The sequence below is a fragment of the Halorubrum xinjiangense genome (assembly GCF_900102375.1).
GTDB classification, from domain to species: Archaea; Halobacteriota; Halobacteria; order Halobacteriales; family Haloferacaceae; genus Halorubrum; species Halorubrum xinjiangense.
Window position 1 is genome coordinate 128,836 of record NZ_FNBO01000003.1, and the last position, 17,232, is coordinate 146,067.

Annotated in this window: 19 protein-coding genes; 9 read left to right on the top strand and 10 right to left on the bottom strand. The window is 71.8% G+C overall.

Translation table 11 applies throughout. The features are described from left to right. Nucleotides 1–21: 21 nt before the first annotated feature. From F3H13_RS05185 to trpC, 5 genes are all read right to left on the bottom strand, one after another. Entirely contained in the window at nt 22–1,194 is a 1,173-nt protein-coding gene (locus F3H13_RS05185) for a 3-dehydroquinate synthase II (protein ID WP_149797989.1), read from the bottom strand. A gap of 58 nt (nt 1,195–1,252) precedes the next feature. Continuing rightward, complete coding sequence (locus tag F3H13_RS05190) at nt 1,253–2,044, bottom strand: 2-amino-3,7-dideoxy-D-threo-hept-6-ulosonate synthase (RefSeq protein WP_149797990.1); 792 nt, start codon at nt 2,042–2,044, stop codon at nt 1,253–1,255. A gap of 102 nt (nt 2,045–2,146) precedes the next feature. After that, a complete protein-coding gene (gene trpA / locus F3H13_RS05195) occupies nt 2,147–2,992 on the bottom strand; it encodes a tryptophan synthase subunit alpha (RefSeq protein ID WP_149797991.1) in 846 nt (281 codons plus the stop codon). Then, a complete protein-coding gene (gene trpB / locus F3H13_RS05200) occupies nt 2,993–4,297 on the bottom strand; it encodes a tryptophan synthase subunit beta (RefSeq protein ID WP_149797992.1) in 1,305 nt (434 codons plus the stop codon). After that, nucleotides 4,294–5,166: an indole-3-glycerol phosphate synthase gene (gene trpC, locus F3H13_RS05205; RefSeq protein ID WP_149797993.1), complete on the bottom strand. Its 873-nt coding sequence runs from the start codon at nt 5,164–5,166 to the stop codon at nt 4,294–4,296. The genes trpB and trpC overlap by 4 nt, the downstream gene beginning before the upstream one ends. Nucleotides 5,167–5,296: 130 nt before the next feature. On the opposite strand from trpC, the gene F3H13_RS05210 reads away from it, so the two are divergent. After that, nucleotides 5,297–5,767 carry an MGMT family protein gene (locus F3H13_RS05210; RefSeq protein ID WP_149797994.1) on the top strand — a complete coding sequence of 157 codons (471 nt, stop codon included), beginning with the start codon at nt 5,297–5,299 and terminating at the stop codon, nt 5,765–5,767. A 135-nt stretch (nt 5,768–5,902) separates the two neighbouring features. On the opposite strand, the gene F3H13_RS05215 is transcribed toward F3H13_RS05210, so the two are convergent. Both F3H13_RS05215 and cmk read right to left on the bottom strand, forming a co-directional pair. Beyond that, on the bottom strand, nt 5,903–6,142 hold the full coding sequence (locus F3H13_RS05215; RefSeq protein WP_149797995.1) for a hypothetical protein: 240 nt from the start codon (nt 6,140–6,142) through the stop codon (nt 5,903–5,905). 202 nt (nt 6,143–6,344) lie between these two features. Next, complete coding sequence (gene cmk, locus F3H13_RS05220) at nt 6,345–6,959, bottom strand: (d)CMP kinase (RefSeq protein WP_149797996.1); 615 nt, start codon at nt 6,957–6,959, stop codon at nt 6,345–6,347. 132 nt (nt 6,960–7,091) lie between these two features. Here cmk and F3H13_RS05225 point away from each other — a divergent pair, with 132 nt between their 5' ends. Both F3H13_RS05225 and F3H13_RS05230 read left to right on the top strand, forming a co-directional pair. Beyond that, complete coding sequence (locus tag F3H13_RS05225; protein ID WP_149797997.1) at nt 7,092–10,100, top strand: ATP-dependent helicase; 3,009 nt, start codon at nt 7,092–7,094, stop codon at nt 10,098–10,100. Nucleotide 10,101: 1 nt separating this feature from the next. Further along, a complete protein-coding gene (locus F3H13_RS05230; protein WP_149797998.1) occupies nt 10,102–10,896 on the top strand; it encodes a CDP-alcohol phosphatidyltransferase family protein in 795 nt (264 codons plus the stop codon). A 37-nt stretch (nt 10,897–10,933) separates the two neighbouring features. Here F3H13_RS05230 and F3H13_RS05235 read toward each other — a convergent pair whose 3' ends face one another. Further along, a complete protein-coding gene (locus F3H13_RS05235) occupies nt 10,934–11,293 on the bottom strand; it encodes a DUF7475 family protein (RefSeq protein ID WP_149797999.1) in 360 nt (119 codons plus the stop codon). A 160-nt stretch (nt 11,294–11,453) separates the two neighbouring features. Here F3H13_RS05235 and F3H13_RS05240 point away from each other — a divergent pair, with 160 nt between their 5' ends. From F3H13_RS05240 to F3H13_RS05255, 4 genes are read left to right on the top strand one after another with little or no spacing between them, the layout of a single operon-like run. Further along, nucleotides 11,454–12,515: a zinc-dependent alcohol dehydrogenase gene (locus tag F3H13_RS05240; RefSeq protein ID WP_149798000.1), complete on the top strand. Its 1,062-nt coding sequence runs from the start codon at nt 11,454–11,456 to the stop codon at nt 12,513–12,515. Beyond that, nucleotides 12,503–12,874: a 6-pyruvoyl trahydropterin synthase family protein gene (locus tag F3H13_RS05245; protein ID WP_149798001.1), complete on the top strand. Its 372-nt coding sequence runs from the start codon at nt 12,503–12,505 to the stop codon at nt 12,872–12,874. Before F3H13_RS05240 ends, F3H13_RS05245 begins: the two co-directional genes overlap by 13 nt. Before the next feature lie 7 nt (nt 12,875–12,881). Next, entirely contained in the window at nt 12,882–14,018 is a 1,137-nt protein-coding gene (locus F3H13_RS05250; RefSeq protein ID WP_149798002.1) for a glycosyltransferase family 4 protein, read from the top strand. Continuing rightward, entirely contained in the window at nt 14,015–14,788 is a 774-nt protein-coding gene (locus F3H13_RS05255; protein WP_149798003.1) for a class I SAM-dependent methyltransferase, read from the top strand. The genes F3H13_RS05250 and F3H13_RS05255 overlap by 4 nt, the downstream gene beginning before the upstream one ends. 19 nt (nt 14,789–14,807) lie before the next feature. Here the strand turns inward: F3H13_RS05255 and F3H13_RS05260 are convergent, their stop codons facing one another. Then, complete coding sequence (locus F3H13_RS05260) at nt 14,808–14,996, bottom strand: hypothetical protein (protein ID WP_149798004.1); 189 nt, start codon at nt 14,994–14,996, stop codon at nt 14,808–14,810. Nucleotides 14,997–15,123: 127 nt separating this feature from the next. Next, a complete protein-coding gene (locus tag F3H13_RS05265; RefSeq protein WP_149798005.1) occupies nt 15,124–16,104 on the bottom strand; it encodes a formyltetrahydrofolate deformylase in 981 nt (326 codons plus the stop codon). Nucleotides 16,105–16,284: 180 nt separating this feature from the next. Here F3H13_RS05265 and purS point away from each other — a divergent pair, with 180 nt between their 5' ends. Together purS and purQ are read left to right on the top strand one after the other, a co-directional pair. Continuing rightward, nucleotides 16,285–16,536 (top strand): phosphoribosylformylglycinamidine synthase subunit PurS, encoded by a 252-nt coding sequence (gene purS, locus F3H13_RS05270; RefSeq protein ID WP_008442483.1) that lies wholly within the window; start codon nt 16,285–16,287, stop codon nt 16,534–16,536. Beyond that, a complete protein-coding gene (gene purQ / locus F3H13_RS05275) occupies nt 16,533–17,210 on the top strand; it encodes a phosphoribosylformylglycinamidine synthase I (RefSeq protein WP_149798006.1) in 678 nt (225 codons plus the stop codon). The genes purS and purQ overlap by 4 nt, the downstream gene beginning before the upstream one ends. Nucleotides 17,211–17,232 lie beyond the last annotated feature (22 nt).

A 17,232-nucleotide genomic window follows, 5' to 3' on the forward strand; every position in this document is an offset into this window, starting at 1 on the left:
TCGTGTACGGCGAGGAGGATGTCACTTCTCGATGATGCTCTCCTCGACGGCCTCGCCGAAGTGGCGCGCGACGTCTTCGTAGTAGACGAGCGCCTCGTCGCCCGGCTCGACGTCGGTGACGGCCTTGCGCCCCTCGCTCGTGGCTATCTTCACGGTCTCGGCGTTCTGGATGAGCGTCTCGATCCGGTCGGTGCCGTCGTCGGTCTCGATCTCGGCCTGGATCCGGAACATCGGACGCTTCTCGATCTTCACCCGGCCCACCACCGCCTCGCGGGTGTGGCCGTCGGTGTCGACGACCTGGACCTCGTCGCCGCTCGACAGCTCGGCCAGGTAGTTGGTGCCGCCCTCGGGGTTGCGGACGTACGCGTGGACCGCGCCGGCGTTCACGCGGAACGGGCGCGAGGCGACGTACGGCGACTCCGCGGTCTCGGCGTGGACGAAGAAGAGCCCGCGCGACATCGATCCGACTAACATTCCCTCGCTGTCGTCCATCAGCGACCCGGTGTCGATGCAGACGCGGTCGGCCATCCCGGTCTGTTCGACCTCGGTCACCGCGGCGTGTCGGAGGTCGAGCGTCTCGCGGTCGGCGGCGTCGCGGGCCTCGACCGCGCCGCGGATCTCGTCGGGGGAGTCGGAATCGAGGAGGACGCCGTCGGCGCCGATCTCCAGCGTCTCGAAGGCGGTCCGGGCCTCCGTGGCCGTCGTCGCGCCCGCGACGAGGTGCGTCTCCTCGCCGACCCGCGCGATAAGGTTCTCCAAGGGGATGATCGACCAGTCCTCGCCGACGACCACGGTGAAGTCGGCGTCGTCGGCCGCGGCCTCGGCGAACTCCTCGTACTCGGTGCCGAGGACGCGGACGTACGCGCCCTGCGCGCGGTCGTCGCGGCGGCGCAGCGTGGTCAGGTCCGCCGACCCGGAGAAGTCGTCCGGCATCGAGACCGTCCCGTCGCCCTCGCCGCCCTTGCCGACGAAGTACGCGTCGGCCTCCGCGTTGCTCTCGGCGTCGTCGATCACGTCGGCGTCGGAGCGGAACGCGGCCACCTTCACGTCGCCAAGCTCGCGAACGCGGCCGATGTCGTCCTCGTCGACGAGCACCCAGTCCGCGCCGGCCTCGATGGCGGCGGTGACCCGTCGTTTGCGCGCCTCCCAGTCGCCGACGTCGCCGTCGGCTTTGACCCAGACTGTGCGTGTCATTGTCGGAACCTCACGGCGCGCCGGCTTGAAAACTGCGAAAGGAACAGCGAGCCCGACCTCACGCCTCGACGAACCCGCCCGCCCGCAGCGCCTCCTCCACGCCGGCCCCGTCGTGGACGACCGCGGAGACGGCGCGGGCGATCCCCTCGGGGTCGTCGTGCTGGAAGATCGACCGCCCCATCGACACGCCGGCCGCGTCGCCGTCCATCGCGCCGCGCACCATCTCCACCGTCTCGCGGTCGGTCCCCTTCGAGCCGCCCGCGATGACGACCGGGAGCCGGGTCGACTCGGTGACGCGAGCGAACGAGTCGCCGTCGCCGGAGTAGCCCGTCTTCACCACGTCGGCGCCGAGCTCTTCGGCGAGACGGACAGCGTGGCCGAGCGCTTCGGGGTCGGACTCGTCGACGCCCGGGCCGCGCGCGTACGCCATCGCGAGGACCGGGAGCCCGAGGCGCTCGGCGTCGGCGGTCAGCTCGGCGAGCTCCTCGATCTGGTCCGGCTCGTGGTCGGAGCCGACGTTGATGTGGAAGGAGACGGCGTCGGCGCCGGCGCGTACGGCATCCTCGGCGGTCCCGGTGACGCGCTTGTCGCTCTCGTCGGGGCCGATCGTCGTCGACCCGTTGAGGTGGACGATGTAGCCCGCGCCGTTCTTGTTGTCGTGGACGCGCGGCGCGACGCCGCGCTGCGTGAGTACCGCGTCCGCGCCGCCGGCCGTGACGCCGTCGATCGTCGACTCGATGTCGACGAGCCCCTCGACGGCGCCCATCGTGATCCCGTGGTCCATCGGGACGATGAGGTATCGGTCGTTCGTGGAGATGCGGTCGAGTCGTGCCGAGAGTCCTGCTGTCATTGTGAGGTGAGTCGTTGTGTGAGAGTGTGGCAATCGGAGGTAAGTGGGTTTCGTTCGGGGTGGTATTGGTCCGTTTCGGTCCGCGGGCGGCCCCGCCTCGGCTCAGACGGAGTCGACCGCCTCCGTCCGCGAGCGGTGGCCGCGCTCGGCCCCCCGCTTCAGTTCGCGGGAGAGCGCCTCCAAGCGGTCGGCGACCGCCGCAGTCGGGCGGTCCTCCGCGACGCCGTCGGCGACGATGTCGACGAGCGCGGAGCCGACGATGATCCCGTCGGCGCCGCCCGCGACGATGCGCTCGGCGTGGTCGCCGGCCGAGATGCCGAACCCGACGGCCTTCGGCACGTCGTACTCGCGGAGCCGGTCGAGGCTCTCCGTGGTCTGGTCGGAGACGTCGTCGCGCGCGCCCGTCGTCCCGAGCCGGGCCTGGACGTACACGTACCCCGACACCCGCTCCATGAGCCGGTCGAGGCGGTCCGCGCGCGTCGTCGGCGCAACGATGAAGACGAGGTCGAGCCCGAGCTCGTCGCAGGCCTCGCGAAGCGGGTCCGCCTCCTCGGCCGGGAGGTCCGGGACGACGAGGCCCTGGATCCCGGCCGCGGCGGCGCGCTCGACGAAGGGCCGGGGACCCGTCTCGTCGCCGTACTGGTAGATCAAGTTGTAGTACGTCATACAGACCAGCGCGGCGTCGACGTCCAGCTCCTCCGCGAACGAGAAGAACCGCTCCGGCGTCATCCCCGCGTCGAGCGCGCGGACGAGCGCGTCCTGGATCGTCGAGCCCTCCGCGATCGGCTCGGAGAAGGGGAGGCCGAGCTCGATCACGTCGGCGCCGCCGCGGTCGAGCGCCTCGACGTACGCCTTCGACGACTCGTAGTCCGGATCGCCGACGACGAGGTAGGGGACGTAGGCCGGGCCGTCGGCGAAGGCGGCGGCGATCGCCTCGGAGTTCGCCATCTAGATTCCCCCCGTGAACATCGACATGTCCGGCGCGTTCGCCACGTCCCGCTGGTCCGTTTCCTCGATGGCGGCGTCGAGGTCCTTGTCGCCGCGTCCGGAGACGTTCACGACGACGCGATCGCCGAGCTCCTCGTGGTGCTCCTCGAGGAAGCCGAACGCGTGGGCCGTCTCCAGCGCGGGGATGATCCCCTCGGTGTTCGAGAGCCGGTGGAACCCCTCCAGCGCGGCGTCGTCGTCGACCGCGACCGGGTCCACGCGGCCCTCGTCGACGAGGTACGCCAGCTCGGGGCCGACGCCGGCGTAGTCGAGTCCGGACGAGATCGAGTGGCTCTCCATGATCTGCCCGTCTGAGTCCTGAAGGAGCTTCGTCCGCGCGCCGTGGAGGACGCCCTCGTCGCCGGTGTACAGCGACGCGGAGTTCGGGGCGACCCCCGCCTCCTCGTCGACGTCGAGCGTGGAGCCGCCGGCCTCGACCGCGTGGAGCGCGACGGACTCGTCGTCGACGAAGTCGGCGAACGCGCCCATCGTGTTCGACCCGCCGCCCGCGCAGGCGACCACGTCGGTCGGGAGCCCGCCCGTCTTCTCTATCGCCTGCTCGCGGGCCTCCTCGGAGATGACCGCCTGGAAGTCGCGGACCATCACCGGGAACGGGTGCGGGCCGACGATGGAGCCGATCACGTAGTGGGTGTCCTCGACCGTCTCCGCCCAGTCGCGCATCGTCTCGGAGATGGCCTCCTTGAGCGTGCCGCGACCGGTCGTCACCGGCTTCACCTCGGAGCCGTTCAGCTTCATCCGGAACACGTTGGGGCGCTGGCGGTTGATGTCGCGCTCGCCCATGTAGATCGTACAGGGCATGTCGAGGTGGGCCGCCGCCATCGCGGTCGCGGTGCCGTGCTGGCCGGCGCCGGTCTCCGCGATGATACGCTCTTTGCCCATGTACTGCGCCAAGAGGACCTGGCCGAGCGCGTTGTTCAGCTTGTGTGCGCCGCCGTGGAGCAGGTCCTCCCGTTTGAGGAATACTTCCGTGTCGTAGCGCTCGGAGAGTCGGTCGGCGCGCTGGAGCGGCGTCGGCCGCCCGCCGAAGTCCGCGAGGCGCTCCCGGAACTCGTCCAGGAAGCCGTCCTCGTTTTTCAGCACGTAGCGCTCGTAAGCGTCGGCCAGCTCCTCTATCGCGGGCATCAGCGCCTCGGGGACGTACTGGCCGCCGTAGGGGCCGAACTTCCCGTCGTCGCGGCCGCGCTCGCGGCCGGGGCGTCGCGCTCGCTCCGTCTCCTCCGTCGTCCGCGTGTCAGTCTCGCTCATGTGGGTGTCTCCGTCGCGTCTCGGATGTCGCTTTCGCCGTTCGCGTCGTCGTCGCCGCGCGCGTCGTTGCCGTGGTCCGCGTCGATCGCACCGTCCGCCGCCTCCGTCCGCACCAGTCTGCGCGTGTTCGCCTCCACGTCGCCGTCCATGATCGCGCTGCCGACGAGCAGGGCGTCGGCGCCCGCCGCCCGCATCCGGCGGACGTCCCCGCGCGACCCGATGCCGCTCTCGGCGATCAGCGTGGCGTCGTCCGGAGCGTGGGGCGCCACGGACTCGAAGGTTCCGAGGTCGACGACAAGCTCCGCGAGGTCGCGGTTGTTCACGCCGATCGTCGTCGCCCCCGCGTCGAGGGCACGCTCCAGCTCCTCGCGGTCGTGGACCTCCACGAGGACCTGGAAGCCGCGGTCGCGCGCGGCGGCGAGCAGGTCCGGGAGGTCGTCCCCGACGAACCGGGCGATCAGGAGGACGACGTCGCTCTCGACGGCGTCCAGCTGCGCCTCGTCGACGACGAAGTCCTTCCGGAGGACCGGCACGTCGACGGCGTCGCGCACGCGTTCGAGCGTGTCGACGCTCCCGCCGAAGTGCTCCGGCTCGGTGAGCACGCTCAGCGCGGCCGCCCCGCCGGCGACCATCCCCTCCGCGAGCGCGACTGGGTCGTCTTCGCGGGCCCCCTCGGTCGTCGGGCTCGTCGGCTTCACCTCGGCGATCACCGGGACGCGCCCGTCGGCCTCGGCTCGCTCCAACGCGGCCGAGAGGTCACGAGGCGCGACCGAGACGGTCTCTCCCGCCGCCGCTCGCGCGGTCGCCCGCTCCCGAGCGGCCGACAGGATCGACCTGACCGCCGGCGCCAGCTCGTCTGGATCGTCCATTACTATACACTAATGTACGTATCTGTTCATAAGGCTTGCGGGGGACCGGGTCGCGTCTCGGCCCGCCGTCGGCGGCGGGCGCCGGGCTCTCGGGGGATATTTTAAGTGAGCGACCCGTCTCATGGAGGGTATGAGTATGGCGGGTACGTCCGGCGTTTTCGCGCGGGAGTTCGACGAGATCGACCGGACCGTTCAGGTCGGGTTCGCCGGCGGTCGCGTCATCTCGGTGTCGTTCCCCGCCGAGCCGCCGGCGGACGCCAACGGCGACCACGACCTGTTGGACAGGATCGACGCGTACCTCGACGGCGAGCGCGACGAGTTCGCCGAGGTGGCGCTCGGCCTCACGGTCCCGACCGACCAGCGGGAGGTGCTGGAGGCGCTCCGGAGCCTCCCGTACGGCGAGGAGGTCTCCGTGAGCCGGCTCGCGCGGCTCGGCGGGTTCGACCCCGACGACCCGGACGACGTAGCGACCGTGACGGGGGCGCTCGACGACAACCCGATCCCCGTCCTGCTGCCGGACCACCGGGTGAGCGGCGGGCCGTACGCGACGCCGGGCGACGTCCGGAGCGCGCTCCGGCGCGTCGAGGGACTCTCCCGGTGATGCCGCTCGGGCGTCGATGGGACGGCTCGCCGCGATGGACGGGAACGGTCGAAAAACGTTCGGACAGCTGAACGCTGCCGTGACGCCTCGTCGGCGCGCGCGACTCCGCACCGATCGGTTTCGCCGGTCCTCGGGTCAGTCCGAGAGTTCCTCGATGCCCTCTTTGATTTCCTCGAGCTTGAAGAACGACGCGAGCGCGAGGATCGTGCTGGGCCACAGTCCGACGAACTGGCCGCGCTGTTTGTCGCCACGGACGTAGTAGAAGTACAGCGCGAGCGCGACGGAGCCGAGGGCGGCCATTACCGGGAGCCCGAGGCCGTCTGTGCCCATCTCTTCGAACGCTTCGCCCGCCGGGTCGTCGTCTGTATCGACCATACGCCATTCAACATCCGCAAGGTGAAATGGACCCAGCCTATACAATGCTACCAAATCGAGCTCGGACCTCCGGCCGCACCGACGCCGCCCGCCGACTCGTTTCGGGCCTTCGACCCTGACCGCGGACTCCGCTCACGGACATTCGTCACGGTACGGTGTCCCGCGCCTTCAGAGGCAAGTGCTACGCCGCAGGATCGACCGCTCAGACCTCGAAGTCGGGCGTGTCGAACGCGCCCTCGTCGGCGTCGACGTCGTAGCGCTCGATCCCGGTGAGCGCCAGGTCCATCGTCGCCGCGGCGTCCCACCGGCCCGTGTTGATGACGAGGTCGTAGATGGAGCGGTCCGACAGGTCGATCCCGTAGTAGGACTTGTAGCGCTGCTCCTCGATTACCTCGCGGACCTGCATCTCGGAGGTCATCTCCTGGCGCTCGGCCGTGCGGTCCGCGCGGACCTCGTCCGGCGCGTCCAGCCAGATCCGGATGTCGGCGCGGTTGCCGGCGATCCAGCCGGCGAGCCGCGACTCCAGTACGAACGCCTTGTTCGCGGCCCCCCACTTCTCGGCGATGCGGCGGAGCCGGCGGTCGAGCGCGCGGTCGATCTCCTCGGACTCGCCGGTCTCGGCGATCAGCTGCGAGAGGCTCATGTCCCGCTCGGCGGCTATCTCGCGGAACAGCTCGCCGCCGGAGACGTAGCCGCAGTCGAGCGACTCGGCGATCCCCTCGACGAGCGTCGTGGCCCCGCAGCCCGGCGGGCCGGAGACGGTGACGAACAGGTTCCGGTCGATCCGTCGGTCGGGCTCCGGCGAGGTGCCGCTCATGCGTGTGGCGACACGGATGGCCGCCGGATAAACGGGTCGGTTCCGCGATTTTCCGCGGAATCGACGGAACGGTGGGTCGGTTCCGCGAATGTCCGCGGAGCCGACGCAACCGATTTCCCTTCCCGAGCCTTCGTGATCGCCGTGAGCGAGACCACGGACCGCGGCGACGAGGCCGCCGCGCGGGCGCTCCTCCGCGACGCGGTCGAGCGCGGCGCGATCGGGAACCCCGGCTTCGACCCGGAGACGGTCCCGATCGCCGACGCCGACGTGCTCGCCCGGCTCTCGCCGCCAGTCCGGCGCTGGTGGGTCGAGCGCTTCGGCGGGTACGTCGGCGAGAACGGCGGCTTCTTCACGCCGCCGCAGCGCGAGGCGATCCCCCACGTCGACGCCGGGGAGAACTGCCTCGTCGCCGCCCCGACAGGCAGCGGCAAGACGCTCGCCTCGTTTATTTCGGTCCTCGACGACCTCTTCGCGCGCGACCGCGCCGGCGAACTGGAGAACGCCGTCTACTGCCTCTACGTCTCGCCGCTGAAGTCGCTCGCGAACGACATCGAGCGCAACCTCGAAACCCCGCTGGAGGGGATCGGTGAGGCGGTGGCCGCTGCGGAGGCTGGCGACGGCGACGCTGACACTGCCCCCTACGACCCCGGTGTCAGACAGGCGATCCGCCACGGCGACACCTCGAAGGCGGACCGGCAGGCGATGCTCTCGGAGACGCCCCACGTCCTCAACACCACGCCGGAGACGCTCGCGATCCTGCTCAACTCGCCGAAGTTCAAGGAGAAGCTCCGCACCGTCGAGTACGTGATCGTCGACGAGATCCACTCGCTGGCAGCGAACAAGCGCGGCACGCACCTCTCGGTGTCGCTGGAGCGGCTGACCGAGCTGACGCGGACCGGCGGTGGCGAAGGGAGACGAGCGGACGACGACGAGGGGGAGAGGGAGGGGGAGGGAGAGGGGGCGGCCGAGATCACTCGGATCGGCTGCTCGGCGACCGTCGAGCCGCTGGACCGGATCGCCTCGTTCCTCGTCGGTCAGGAGCGCTCGAGCGGAGCGGTCGGCGACGTCGACGGGTTCGAGACGCGCCCCTGCGAGGTGGTCGACGCGCGGTTCTCCCGGGAGTTCGACCTCGAACTCCGGACGCCCGCCGCCGACCTGATACACACGCCGCGGTCGGCGGTCACCGACCGCTTCTACGAGTCGCTTCGCGACCTGATCGAGTCTCACGAGAACACGCTCGTCTTCACGAACTCGCGCTCCGGGGCCGAGCGGACGCTCCAGGAGCTCCGCCAGCGGTTCGACTACGACGAGTCGGACTCGGGGTGTCACCACGGGAGCCTCGGCGAGGCCCAGCGGACGCGCGTCGAGGAGGGGCTGAAGGCGGGCGAGCTCGACGTCGTCACGACCTCGACGAGCCTCGAACTGGGCATCGACATGCCCCACCTCGATTTAGTGGTCCAGGTGGGCTCGCCGAAGTCCGTCGCGGCGCTACTCCAGCGCGTCGGCCGCGCGGGCCACAGCCCCGGCGAGACCGTCGAGGGGCGGGTGTTCGCGCTCGACCGCGACGAGCTGATCGAGTGCGCGACGCTGCTCGCCCGCGCCGAGGACGGGTTCGTCGACCGCGTGTTCCCGCCGGAGGGCGCGTACGACGTCGCCGCGCAGCACGTGTACGGGATGGCGATAAACCGGATCCGCCCCGACCGCGAGGTCCGGGAGGTGTTGCGCCGGGCGAACCCGTACCGCGGCTTCGACGACGCGGCCTACGAGCGGCTGTTCCGCTACCTCACCGGCGACTACGACGGGCTGGAGGCGAAGAACGTCTACCCGAAGGTGTGGCGCGACGAGAACGACCCGCCCGACGGCGAGCACCACTACCCCGAGTACCCGGTCGGCGAGACGCTCGTCGGGAAGCGGGGGCGGCTCGCGCGCGTCATCTACATGACGAACGTGGGCACGATCCCCGACTCGTTCACCTGCGACGTGTTCACGCGCGACGACGAGTGGGTCGGCACCTTAGCCGAGTCCTATCTCGACACGCTGGAGTCGGGCGACGTGTTCGCGCTGGGCGGCGAGCGGTTCGCATTCCGCTACCGCCGCGGCTCGAAGGTGTACGTCGACCGGACGAGCGAGCGCCCGACGGTCCCCTCGTGGTTCGCCGAGCGGCTCCCGCTCTCGGCGGACCTCGCGCGGGAGGTCCTCGACTTCCAGGCCGAACTCCTCGACCGACTTGTCGGCGACGGCCCGAGCGCCGGGCCGGCCGCGGTGCGCGCGTGGCTCCGTGAGTTCCCCGTAGACGAGAACGCGGTCCGCGCGCTCGCCCGCATGTACGACGAGCAGGTCCGGTACGCGGGCCCGGACTCGGTCTCGACGCCCGACCGCCTCGTCGTCGAGGAGGAGCTCGACCGGAACGAGTACAATCGCCGCTTCTACGTCCACTCGACCTACGGTCGGCGGTTCAACGACGGCCTCTCGCGGCTGGTCGCCGCCGAAGTGGCGAACCGGACCGACGCCAACGTCGCGGTCGCGGTCGCGGACCGCGGCTTCAGCCTCGCGCTCCCGCTGAACCGCAAGGTCGACGTGGCACAGATTCTGGCCGACCTCGACCCGGAGACCGTCCGCGAGGACCTCCGCGAGGCCGTCCAGGGGACCGACCTGCTCCAGCGCTACTTCCGAATCAACGCCGGGCGGGCGCTGCTCATTTTAAAGCGGTATAAAGGGTACGAGAAGTCGGCCGCCGAACAGCAGGTGTCCGCGGAGATGCTGCTGTCGTTCGCGGCCGAGTTGGAGGAGTTCGCGGTGGTAGAGGAGACGTACCGCGAGCTGCTGGAGGACCGGCTCGACGTCGACGGCATCAGCGAGGTCGTCGGCCGGATCGCGGGCGGCGACCTCGCGGTGGAACACCGCGTCATCGACTCGCCCAGCCCGGTCGCGTTCGGCCTCGCGACGCTCGTGGACTCAGACACCGTCATCGCCGACGACGAGTCCGCCGTCCTCCGCGAGTTCCACGCCCGCGTGATAGAGGAGATCGGCGAGGTACAGCGGAGCGCCGAACGGGACCGAGGCGGCGGGGACACCGGACCCGGAAGCGACGGAGCGATGGACCGCGACGCCGAACCGCCGGCGGACCGCCGACCGGACTGACATGCCGGGCCCCGATTCCTCCCCGACCGCGGCAGCCCCGTCTCAGATCCGCCTACGGTTCGCCGGCGCCGTCGCGCTCGGCGCCCTCGGACTCGCCGCGCTGTCGCGCCCGCTCGGGACCGCGTGGGTCCTCGCGGCCGCCCTCCCCGGAGCGTACCTGGCCGCGTACGCGTGGACCAACCTCGACGCGAACCGCCCGCCCGACGGCGGCGACCCGCGCCCGCGGCTCGGCCCGGCAAACGCGATCACGCTGGTCCGCGGCTGGCTCGCGGCCGTCCTCGCCGGCGCGGTGGTCGCTCCGCCGCCGGACCCGCAGGTCCCCCTCGCCCTCTTCGTCGGCGCGGTCGGCCTCGACGCGGTCGACGGGGCGGTCGCCCGGCGCACCCGAGAGACGGTCCTCGGCGCGCGCCTCGACGGCGCGACCGACGCCCTGGCCGTCCTCGTCGGCGCCGCGGTCGGCGTCGCGCTCGGGTCCCTCCCGGCGTGGTACCTCCTCGCCGGCGCGGTCTGGTACGCCTACGCCGGGTCGCTGTGGCGGCGGCGACGGGCCGGGGCGCCGGTGTTCGAACTCCCGCCAAGCCGGGTCCGCCCGTTCATCGGCACCGCGCAGTTCGCCGTCGTCGCGCTCGCGCTTCTTCCGGACGTCGCCGGCGCGGGCGGGGACTCCCGACTCACCGCGGCCGCGGGAGTCGCGCTCGCGGCGCTGCTGGCGAGTTTTGTCCGCGACTGGGCGGCCGCGACGGGTCGGCTCGGTCGCGACGACCCCCCGATTGCGGCCGGGCGAGACGGTCCCTGATCGGGCCGGTGGCGGAAGCGATGCGGAGGCCGGCGCCTCACGACTCCCGGTACAAAAGGACCGCGAGGACGGCGATCAGCACGACCTGCGCGACCTTGTCGATCGCGTGGCTCGTTGGGATCGGCGGGAGGTCGTTGAGCGCCCACCACAGCACGATCTGCCCCGCCGTGAAGGGGATCCCCAGCGCGTACACCAGGCGTCGGCGGTAGCCGACGACGACGGCCGCCACGCCGGCGCCGAATCCGAGCGTCGCGAAGAGGAACAGGACCATGAACGTCCCGCCGGACTGAACCCCCAAGACGACGTGGGCGATCCCGGTCACGGTCGCGGCGACTATCCCGACCCAGTGGAGGGGCGTCAGCGATTCGACGTCGGCGCCGGCGTCGGTGTGTGCCATGAACACGTGAAACACGGGCTCGGCGGGCTTATGTCTACTCCCGCGCGGCCGCCGTCGGTCCATCTCCGATCCCCCGCCGCCGGGGCTTTATGTTGGATCGGCTCGTCTGACCGTTAATGCCACACCGGTTAAATCGTCGCCCGCGGACGGGTGAGTCCGCGTGAGCGATGAAGGAACCGAACGAGCGGTGGAGTTCGCGGCCCCTGAGCGCGTCGAGGTCGTCTCGATCGAGCCGCCCGTCCCCGAGCCCGACGAGGTGGTCGTCTCCGCGTCCGTCTCGGCGGTGAGCGCGGGGTCCGAGCTACTGGCGTACCGCGGGGAACTCGACCCGGAGACGGTCGCTGACGAGGAGCTGTCCTCGCTCGACGGCGACCTCTCGTACCCCCTCCGCTACGGCTACGCGGTCGTCGGCCGGGTGACCGCGGTCGGCGACGCCGTCGACCCCTCGTGGCGCGGCCGGACCGTCTTCGCGTTCAACCCCCACGAGAGCCGGTTCGCCGTCTCGCCCGACGCGCTCCGCCCGGTCCCCGAGGGGATCGACTCGGAGACGGCGACCCTGTTCGCGAACGCGGAGACCGCGGTCACCCTGACGCTCGACGCCGCCCCCCGGATCGGCGAGCGCGTCGCGGTGTTCGGAGCGGGCGTCGTGGGGCTGCTCACGGCCGCGCTGCTCGCGCGGAGCGGCGCCGAGACCGTCGTCGCCGTGGAGCCGAAGGACCGCCGACGGTCGCTCGCGGCCGATTTCGGCGCCGACGCCGTCGTCGATCCGAGCCGGTACGACGGGCGCGCTGGCGTCGTGGACGCCGTCCGCGAGCAGGCCGGCGGCGGCGTCGACCTCGCGGTGGAGGTCTCCGGGCGCCCGGAGACGCTCGAGACGGCCGTCGAGACCACGCGGTTCGACGGGCGGGTCCTCGTGGGATCGTGGTACGGGACCAAGCGCGCCGACCTCGGCTTCGGCGACCATTTCCACCGCGGGCGAGTGACCGTACAGAGCAGCCAGGTCACCACCATCGCGCCGGAGCTCCGTGGGCGCTGGGACCGAGCGCGTCGCCGCGAGACGGCCTGGCGCGAACTCCGGCGCCTCGACGACGACCTCGACGTCGCCGACCGCCTCGTCACCGACCGCGTCGCCGTCACGGGCGCGCCGACCGCGTACCGGCGGCTCGCCGACGAGACCGAACCGACCCTCCAACTCCTCTTCACCTACGCATGTACGAACTGACCGTCAGCGAGTCGTTCGTCGCACAGCACTACCTCACCGTCCCGAACCCGCCGGCCGACGAGGCGGAGCTTCACTCGCACACCTTCACCGCGGAGGCGACGTTCCGGGGGCCCGAGCTCGGCGAGTACGGCTACCTGCTCGACATCGACCTCGCGCTCGACGCGCTGGCCGACGCGGCCGACCGCTACCGCGACGAGACGCTCAACGAGCACCTCGACGGCAACCCGAGCGCCGAGCGGCTCGCCCGGGCGCTGTTCGACGACCTCGCGGCGGTGGACGCGCCGGCCGCGACCGAACTGTCCGTGACGGTCCGAGAGGACGACATCGCGAGCGTCGCCTACGCCGGCGAACTTCGGTGACCGCCCGATGCGCGTCGCGCTCGTCCTCGCCGGCGACATCGAGTCCGAGTCCGGCGGGTTCTACTACGATCGGCGGCTCCGCGACCGGCTCCGCGAGCGCGGGCACGCGGTCGAGGTGGTCTCCCTCCCGCGGGGGTCGTACCGCCGGCGCCTCGCGCCGAACCTCCGCGCTCGCCGGCTCGCCGACCGGCTCACCGGGTTCGACGTCGTCGTCGAGGACGGGCTGGCGCACCCCTCCGTGCTGTGCGTCAACCGGCGGCTCGACGCGCCGACCGTCGCGCTCGTCCACATGATTGCCTGGCGGGCGCGGGCGGCGGCGGGGGCGGCCAGAGGCGCGGCGAGCGGCGTCGAGCGCGTCCGCTCGGCAGTCGAGCGTCGCGCGATAGCAGCGGTCGAGCGCCGGTTCCTCCGCGGAGTCGACGGCGCCGTGTACAACGCGGAGACGACGCGGCGGGACGCGACCGGGCTCGGCGGCCCGGACCGGATCGTCGTCGCGCCGCCGGCCGGAGACCGATTCGAGCCCGTGGTCTCCGAGTCGGAGATCCGCGAGCGAGCGCGGTCCGGGCCCCTGGAGGTGACGTTCCTCGGCAACGTCGTTCCCCGGAAGGGGCTCGACGCGCTCGTCGACGGGCTCGCGCGGCTCGACCCGTGCGAGGTCGACTGGCGGCTGACGGTCGTCGGCGACCGGACCGTCGCACCCGCCCACGCGGAGGCGGTCGCGGACGCGGTCGCGGCGGCCGGGATCGCCGACCGAGTCAGCTTCGCGGGTCGGCTCGACGACGAGGCGGTCGCGGCGCGGCTCCGCGAGAGCCACGCCCTGGCCGTCCCCTCGCGCTACGAGCCGTTCGGCATGGCGTACCTGGAGGCGATGGGGTTCGGCTGCGTTCCGGTGGCGACGACCGCGGGCGGGGCGGGCGAGTTCGTCCGCGACGGCGAGTCGGGGATCCTCGTGCCCCCGGACGACCCGGGCGCCGTCTCCCGAGCGGTCCGCGACCTCGACGACCGCGACCGCCTCGCCGAGACGGGCGTCGCCGCGCGCCGTGACTACGAGTCGCGGCCGGGGTGGCCGGAGACGCTCGACCGCGTCGTGGACTTTCTCGCGGCGACGGTCCGGGGCACGGAGACGCGGGGTGACGCCGCGTGACCGACCACGCGACGTACCTCGACGCGAAGCGCGCGCTCGACGACCGGTCGCTGAACCGCGCGGTCCTCGACCGGTTCGCCGCCGAGCTCCCGCCGGAGCCCGAGGTGCTCGAAGTCGGCGCCGGCACAGCGACGATGGTCGAGCGCCTCGTCGACTGGGACGCAATCGACGGCGGCCGCTGGGTCGCGGTCGATTCCCACGAGGAGGCGCTCGCGGCGGGCGAGGACCGGATCGGCGGCTCGGTCGGCGACGTCGTCGTCGAGTATCGGGTCGCCGACGCCTTCGAGTTCGCACGGGAGGCGGCGGCCGCGGGACGGCGGTTCGACGCCGTCGTCGGCTGCGCGTTCTTCGACGTGGTCGACGCGGCGCCCGCGGTCGACGCCCTCGCCGAGGTGGCGCCGCTCGCGTACGCGCCGATCACCTACGACGGCGAGACGCGCTTCGCGCCGCCGGACCCGGACGATGAGACGGTCCTCGACCGCTATCATCGACACATGCGGGAGTTCCGACCCGGCGGCCCAGCGGGCGCGGCGGCGCTGGCGCGCGAGGCGGCCGTGATCGCCGAGGGGCCGTCGCCGTGGGCGATCGAACCGCCGTACGAGTCGGGCGAGCGGACGGTCCTCTCGCACCTGCTCGACACGGTCGAGTCGGCGGTCGGGGAGACCGGGTACGACGCGGGCGACTGGGCGGACCGGCGGCGGGAGGCGCTCGACGAGGGCCGGCTGCGCTACGAGGCGGCGAACCGCGACCTGTTGGTCCGGCTGGAGTGATCCCGGCCGCTCGCGCCGACTACGACCCGCTCAGGCCTGTCGGGAGCGGGTCGGGGAGCCCCTCCAGCAGCAGCGTCGTGTAGTGGAGGAAGACGGCCAGCGCCGCGACCGACAGCAACAGCAGGAACAGGAGGATCAGCCGCTCGTCGCTGCGGACGACCGCGGCGGTGTCCGCGAGGAACCGCGTCGGGAGGCGAAAGCGGGGCATCGACCGGTCGTTGCGCTCGCGTCCGCTTAAAAATGGTCGGTGAGTCGGGGCGACGGGTCGGTGAGTCGGGGAGACAAGTCGGTGAGTTGAGACGACGGGTCGGCCTGCCGCCGAGCCGGCGCGTCGCTCAGTCGTCTGAGGGGGACGGGCGGGTGCGCCCGAGGGGCTCGCCGTCGACCGGCTCGTCGGGGTTCGCGTCGACGGCGGCGTCGGGGAGGCCGAGCTGCGCGTCGACGTCGGCGTTCTCGCGGACGTGGACGGTGCCGCGGTGGACCGCGATGGCGTCCGCGAGGTGGAGCCGGACTGCGTCGAGTAGCACGTCGGCCTCGAGGGGTTGCCCCCGGTGCTTGATCTCGTCGACGTCGGCGCCGGGCGGCACGTCGAAGGCGCGCTGGGCGATGACCGGGCCCTGATCGAGGTCCGTCGTGACGTAGTGGGCGGTGACGCCCGCGATGCGGACGCCGGCGTCCTTCGCCTGCCGGTACGCCTCCGCGCCGGGGAACGCCGGCAGCAGCGAGGGGTGGACGTTGATGATCCGGCCCTCGTACCGGAAGACCACCTCCGGCGAGAGGATGCGCATGTAGCGGGCCAAGGCGATCAGGTCCACGTCGTACTCGGCCAGCAGGTCGAGCAGGCGCCCCTCGTCGGTGTTGCCGTTGCCGTCGCCGACGTCGTAGAACGGCTTGTCGTAGCGCTCGGCGAGCGACCGGAGGTCGCCGCGGTTGCCGATGACGACCGGGATCTCGGCCTCCTCGCCGTCGTCGGCGAGGTCGCCGCTGGCCTCGGCCTCCAGCAGCGCCTCGGGCGCGTGGGTCTCCTTCGTGACCAGCAGCGCGATCCGGCGCGCGTCGCGGTCGCTCGGGAAGCGGACCTGAATGTCGACGTCGAGCTCGCGGCCGAGCTCGGCGAGCGCGCGGCGGAGCTCGCCCCGAGAGGTCTCCATCTCCGCGGTGTCGACGCGGGTCGTCATCCGGAAGACGCCCTCGCGGACCGCCTGATCGAGGTCCTCGATGTTGATTCCCCGCTCGAACAGCAGGGAGGTGACCCGCGCGATGAGTCCGGTCTTGTCTCCTCCGACGACCGTGATCTCGGTCAGTTCGCGGGTCATGCGACGATCACCTCCGCGGGTTCGAACGGCTGCATACACTCTCCCCAACAGGCGGAGGGGTTTGCCCCTTTCGTTCCGTTCGGTCCCTGCCTCCCGCATTATCGACCGGTAACTATCCACGAACGTGCCTATAAACGGCGTTCCAAAACGGTTTTTACACACGACTCCGCACCAACGACCATGACCGCATACACGGCGACGGTGACGGTCCGGCTGAAGCGGGGCGTCCTCGACCCGGAGGCCGAGACGACCCAGCAGGCCCTCGAACGGCTCGGGTTCGAGCTGTCCGACCTCCGCTCGGCGGACCGCTTCGAGGTCGACCTCGACGCCGCCGACGCCGACGAGGCGGCCGCGCGCGCCGACGAGATGGCCGAGCGGCTGCTCGCGAACCCCACGATCCACGACTACGACGTCGCGGTCGCCGAGCGATGACGGTCTCAGTTGTTCAATTCGGCGGCTCGAACTGCGACCGCGACGCCGTCCGCGCGCTCGACCACCTCGGCGTCGACGCCGAGCGCGTCTGGCACGAGGACGGCCTTCCCGACGACGCCGACGGGATCGTCCTCCCCGGCGGGTTCTCCTACGGCGACTACCTCCGCGCCGGCGCGATGGCCGCCCGTGCGCCGGTCATGGAAGCGGTCCGCGAGGCTGCCGACGAGGGCGTCCCCGTGATCGGGATCTGTAACGGCGCGCAGATCGGCTCGGAGTCGGGGCTGACGCCCGGCGCGTTCACCACGAACGCGTCCGCGCGCTTCCAGTGCGAGCCCGTCCACCTGCGCGTCGAGCGCGCGGACACCCCGTGGACCGCCGCCTACGACGAGGGCGACGTGATCGAGGTCCCCATCGCGCACGGCGAGGGGCGCTTCGAGATAAGCGAGGACGCCCACGCCGACCTCGTCGCCGACGACCGCGTCCTCTTCCGCTACTGTGACGCCGACGGGAACGTCACCGACGCCGCCAACCCGAACGGCTCGACCGACAACGTCGCGGGCGTCCTCGGCGAGCGAGAGACGGTCGCCGTGCTGATGCCCCACCCCGAGCGCGCCACGCTCCCGGACCTCGGTCGCAGCACCGACGGCGCGGGGATCCTCCGGGCGTTCGCCTGACTGTCGCTTTTTTAACTTCGCC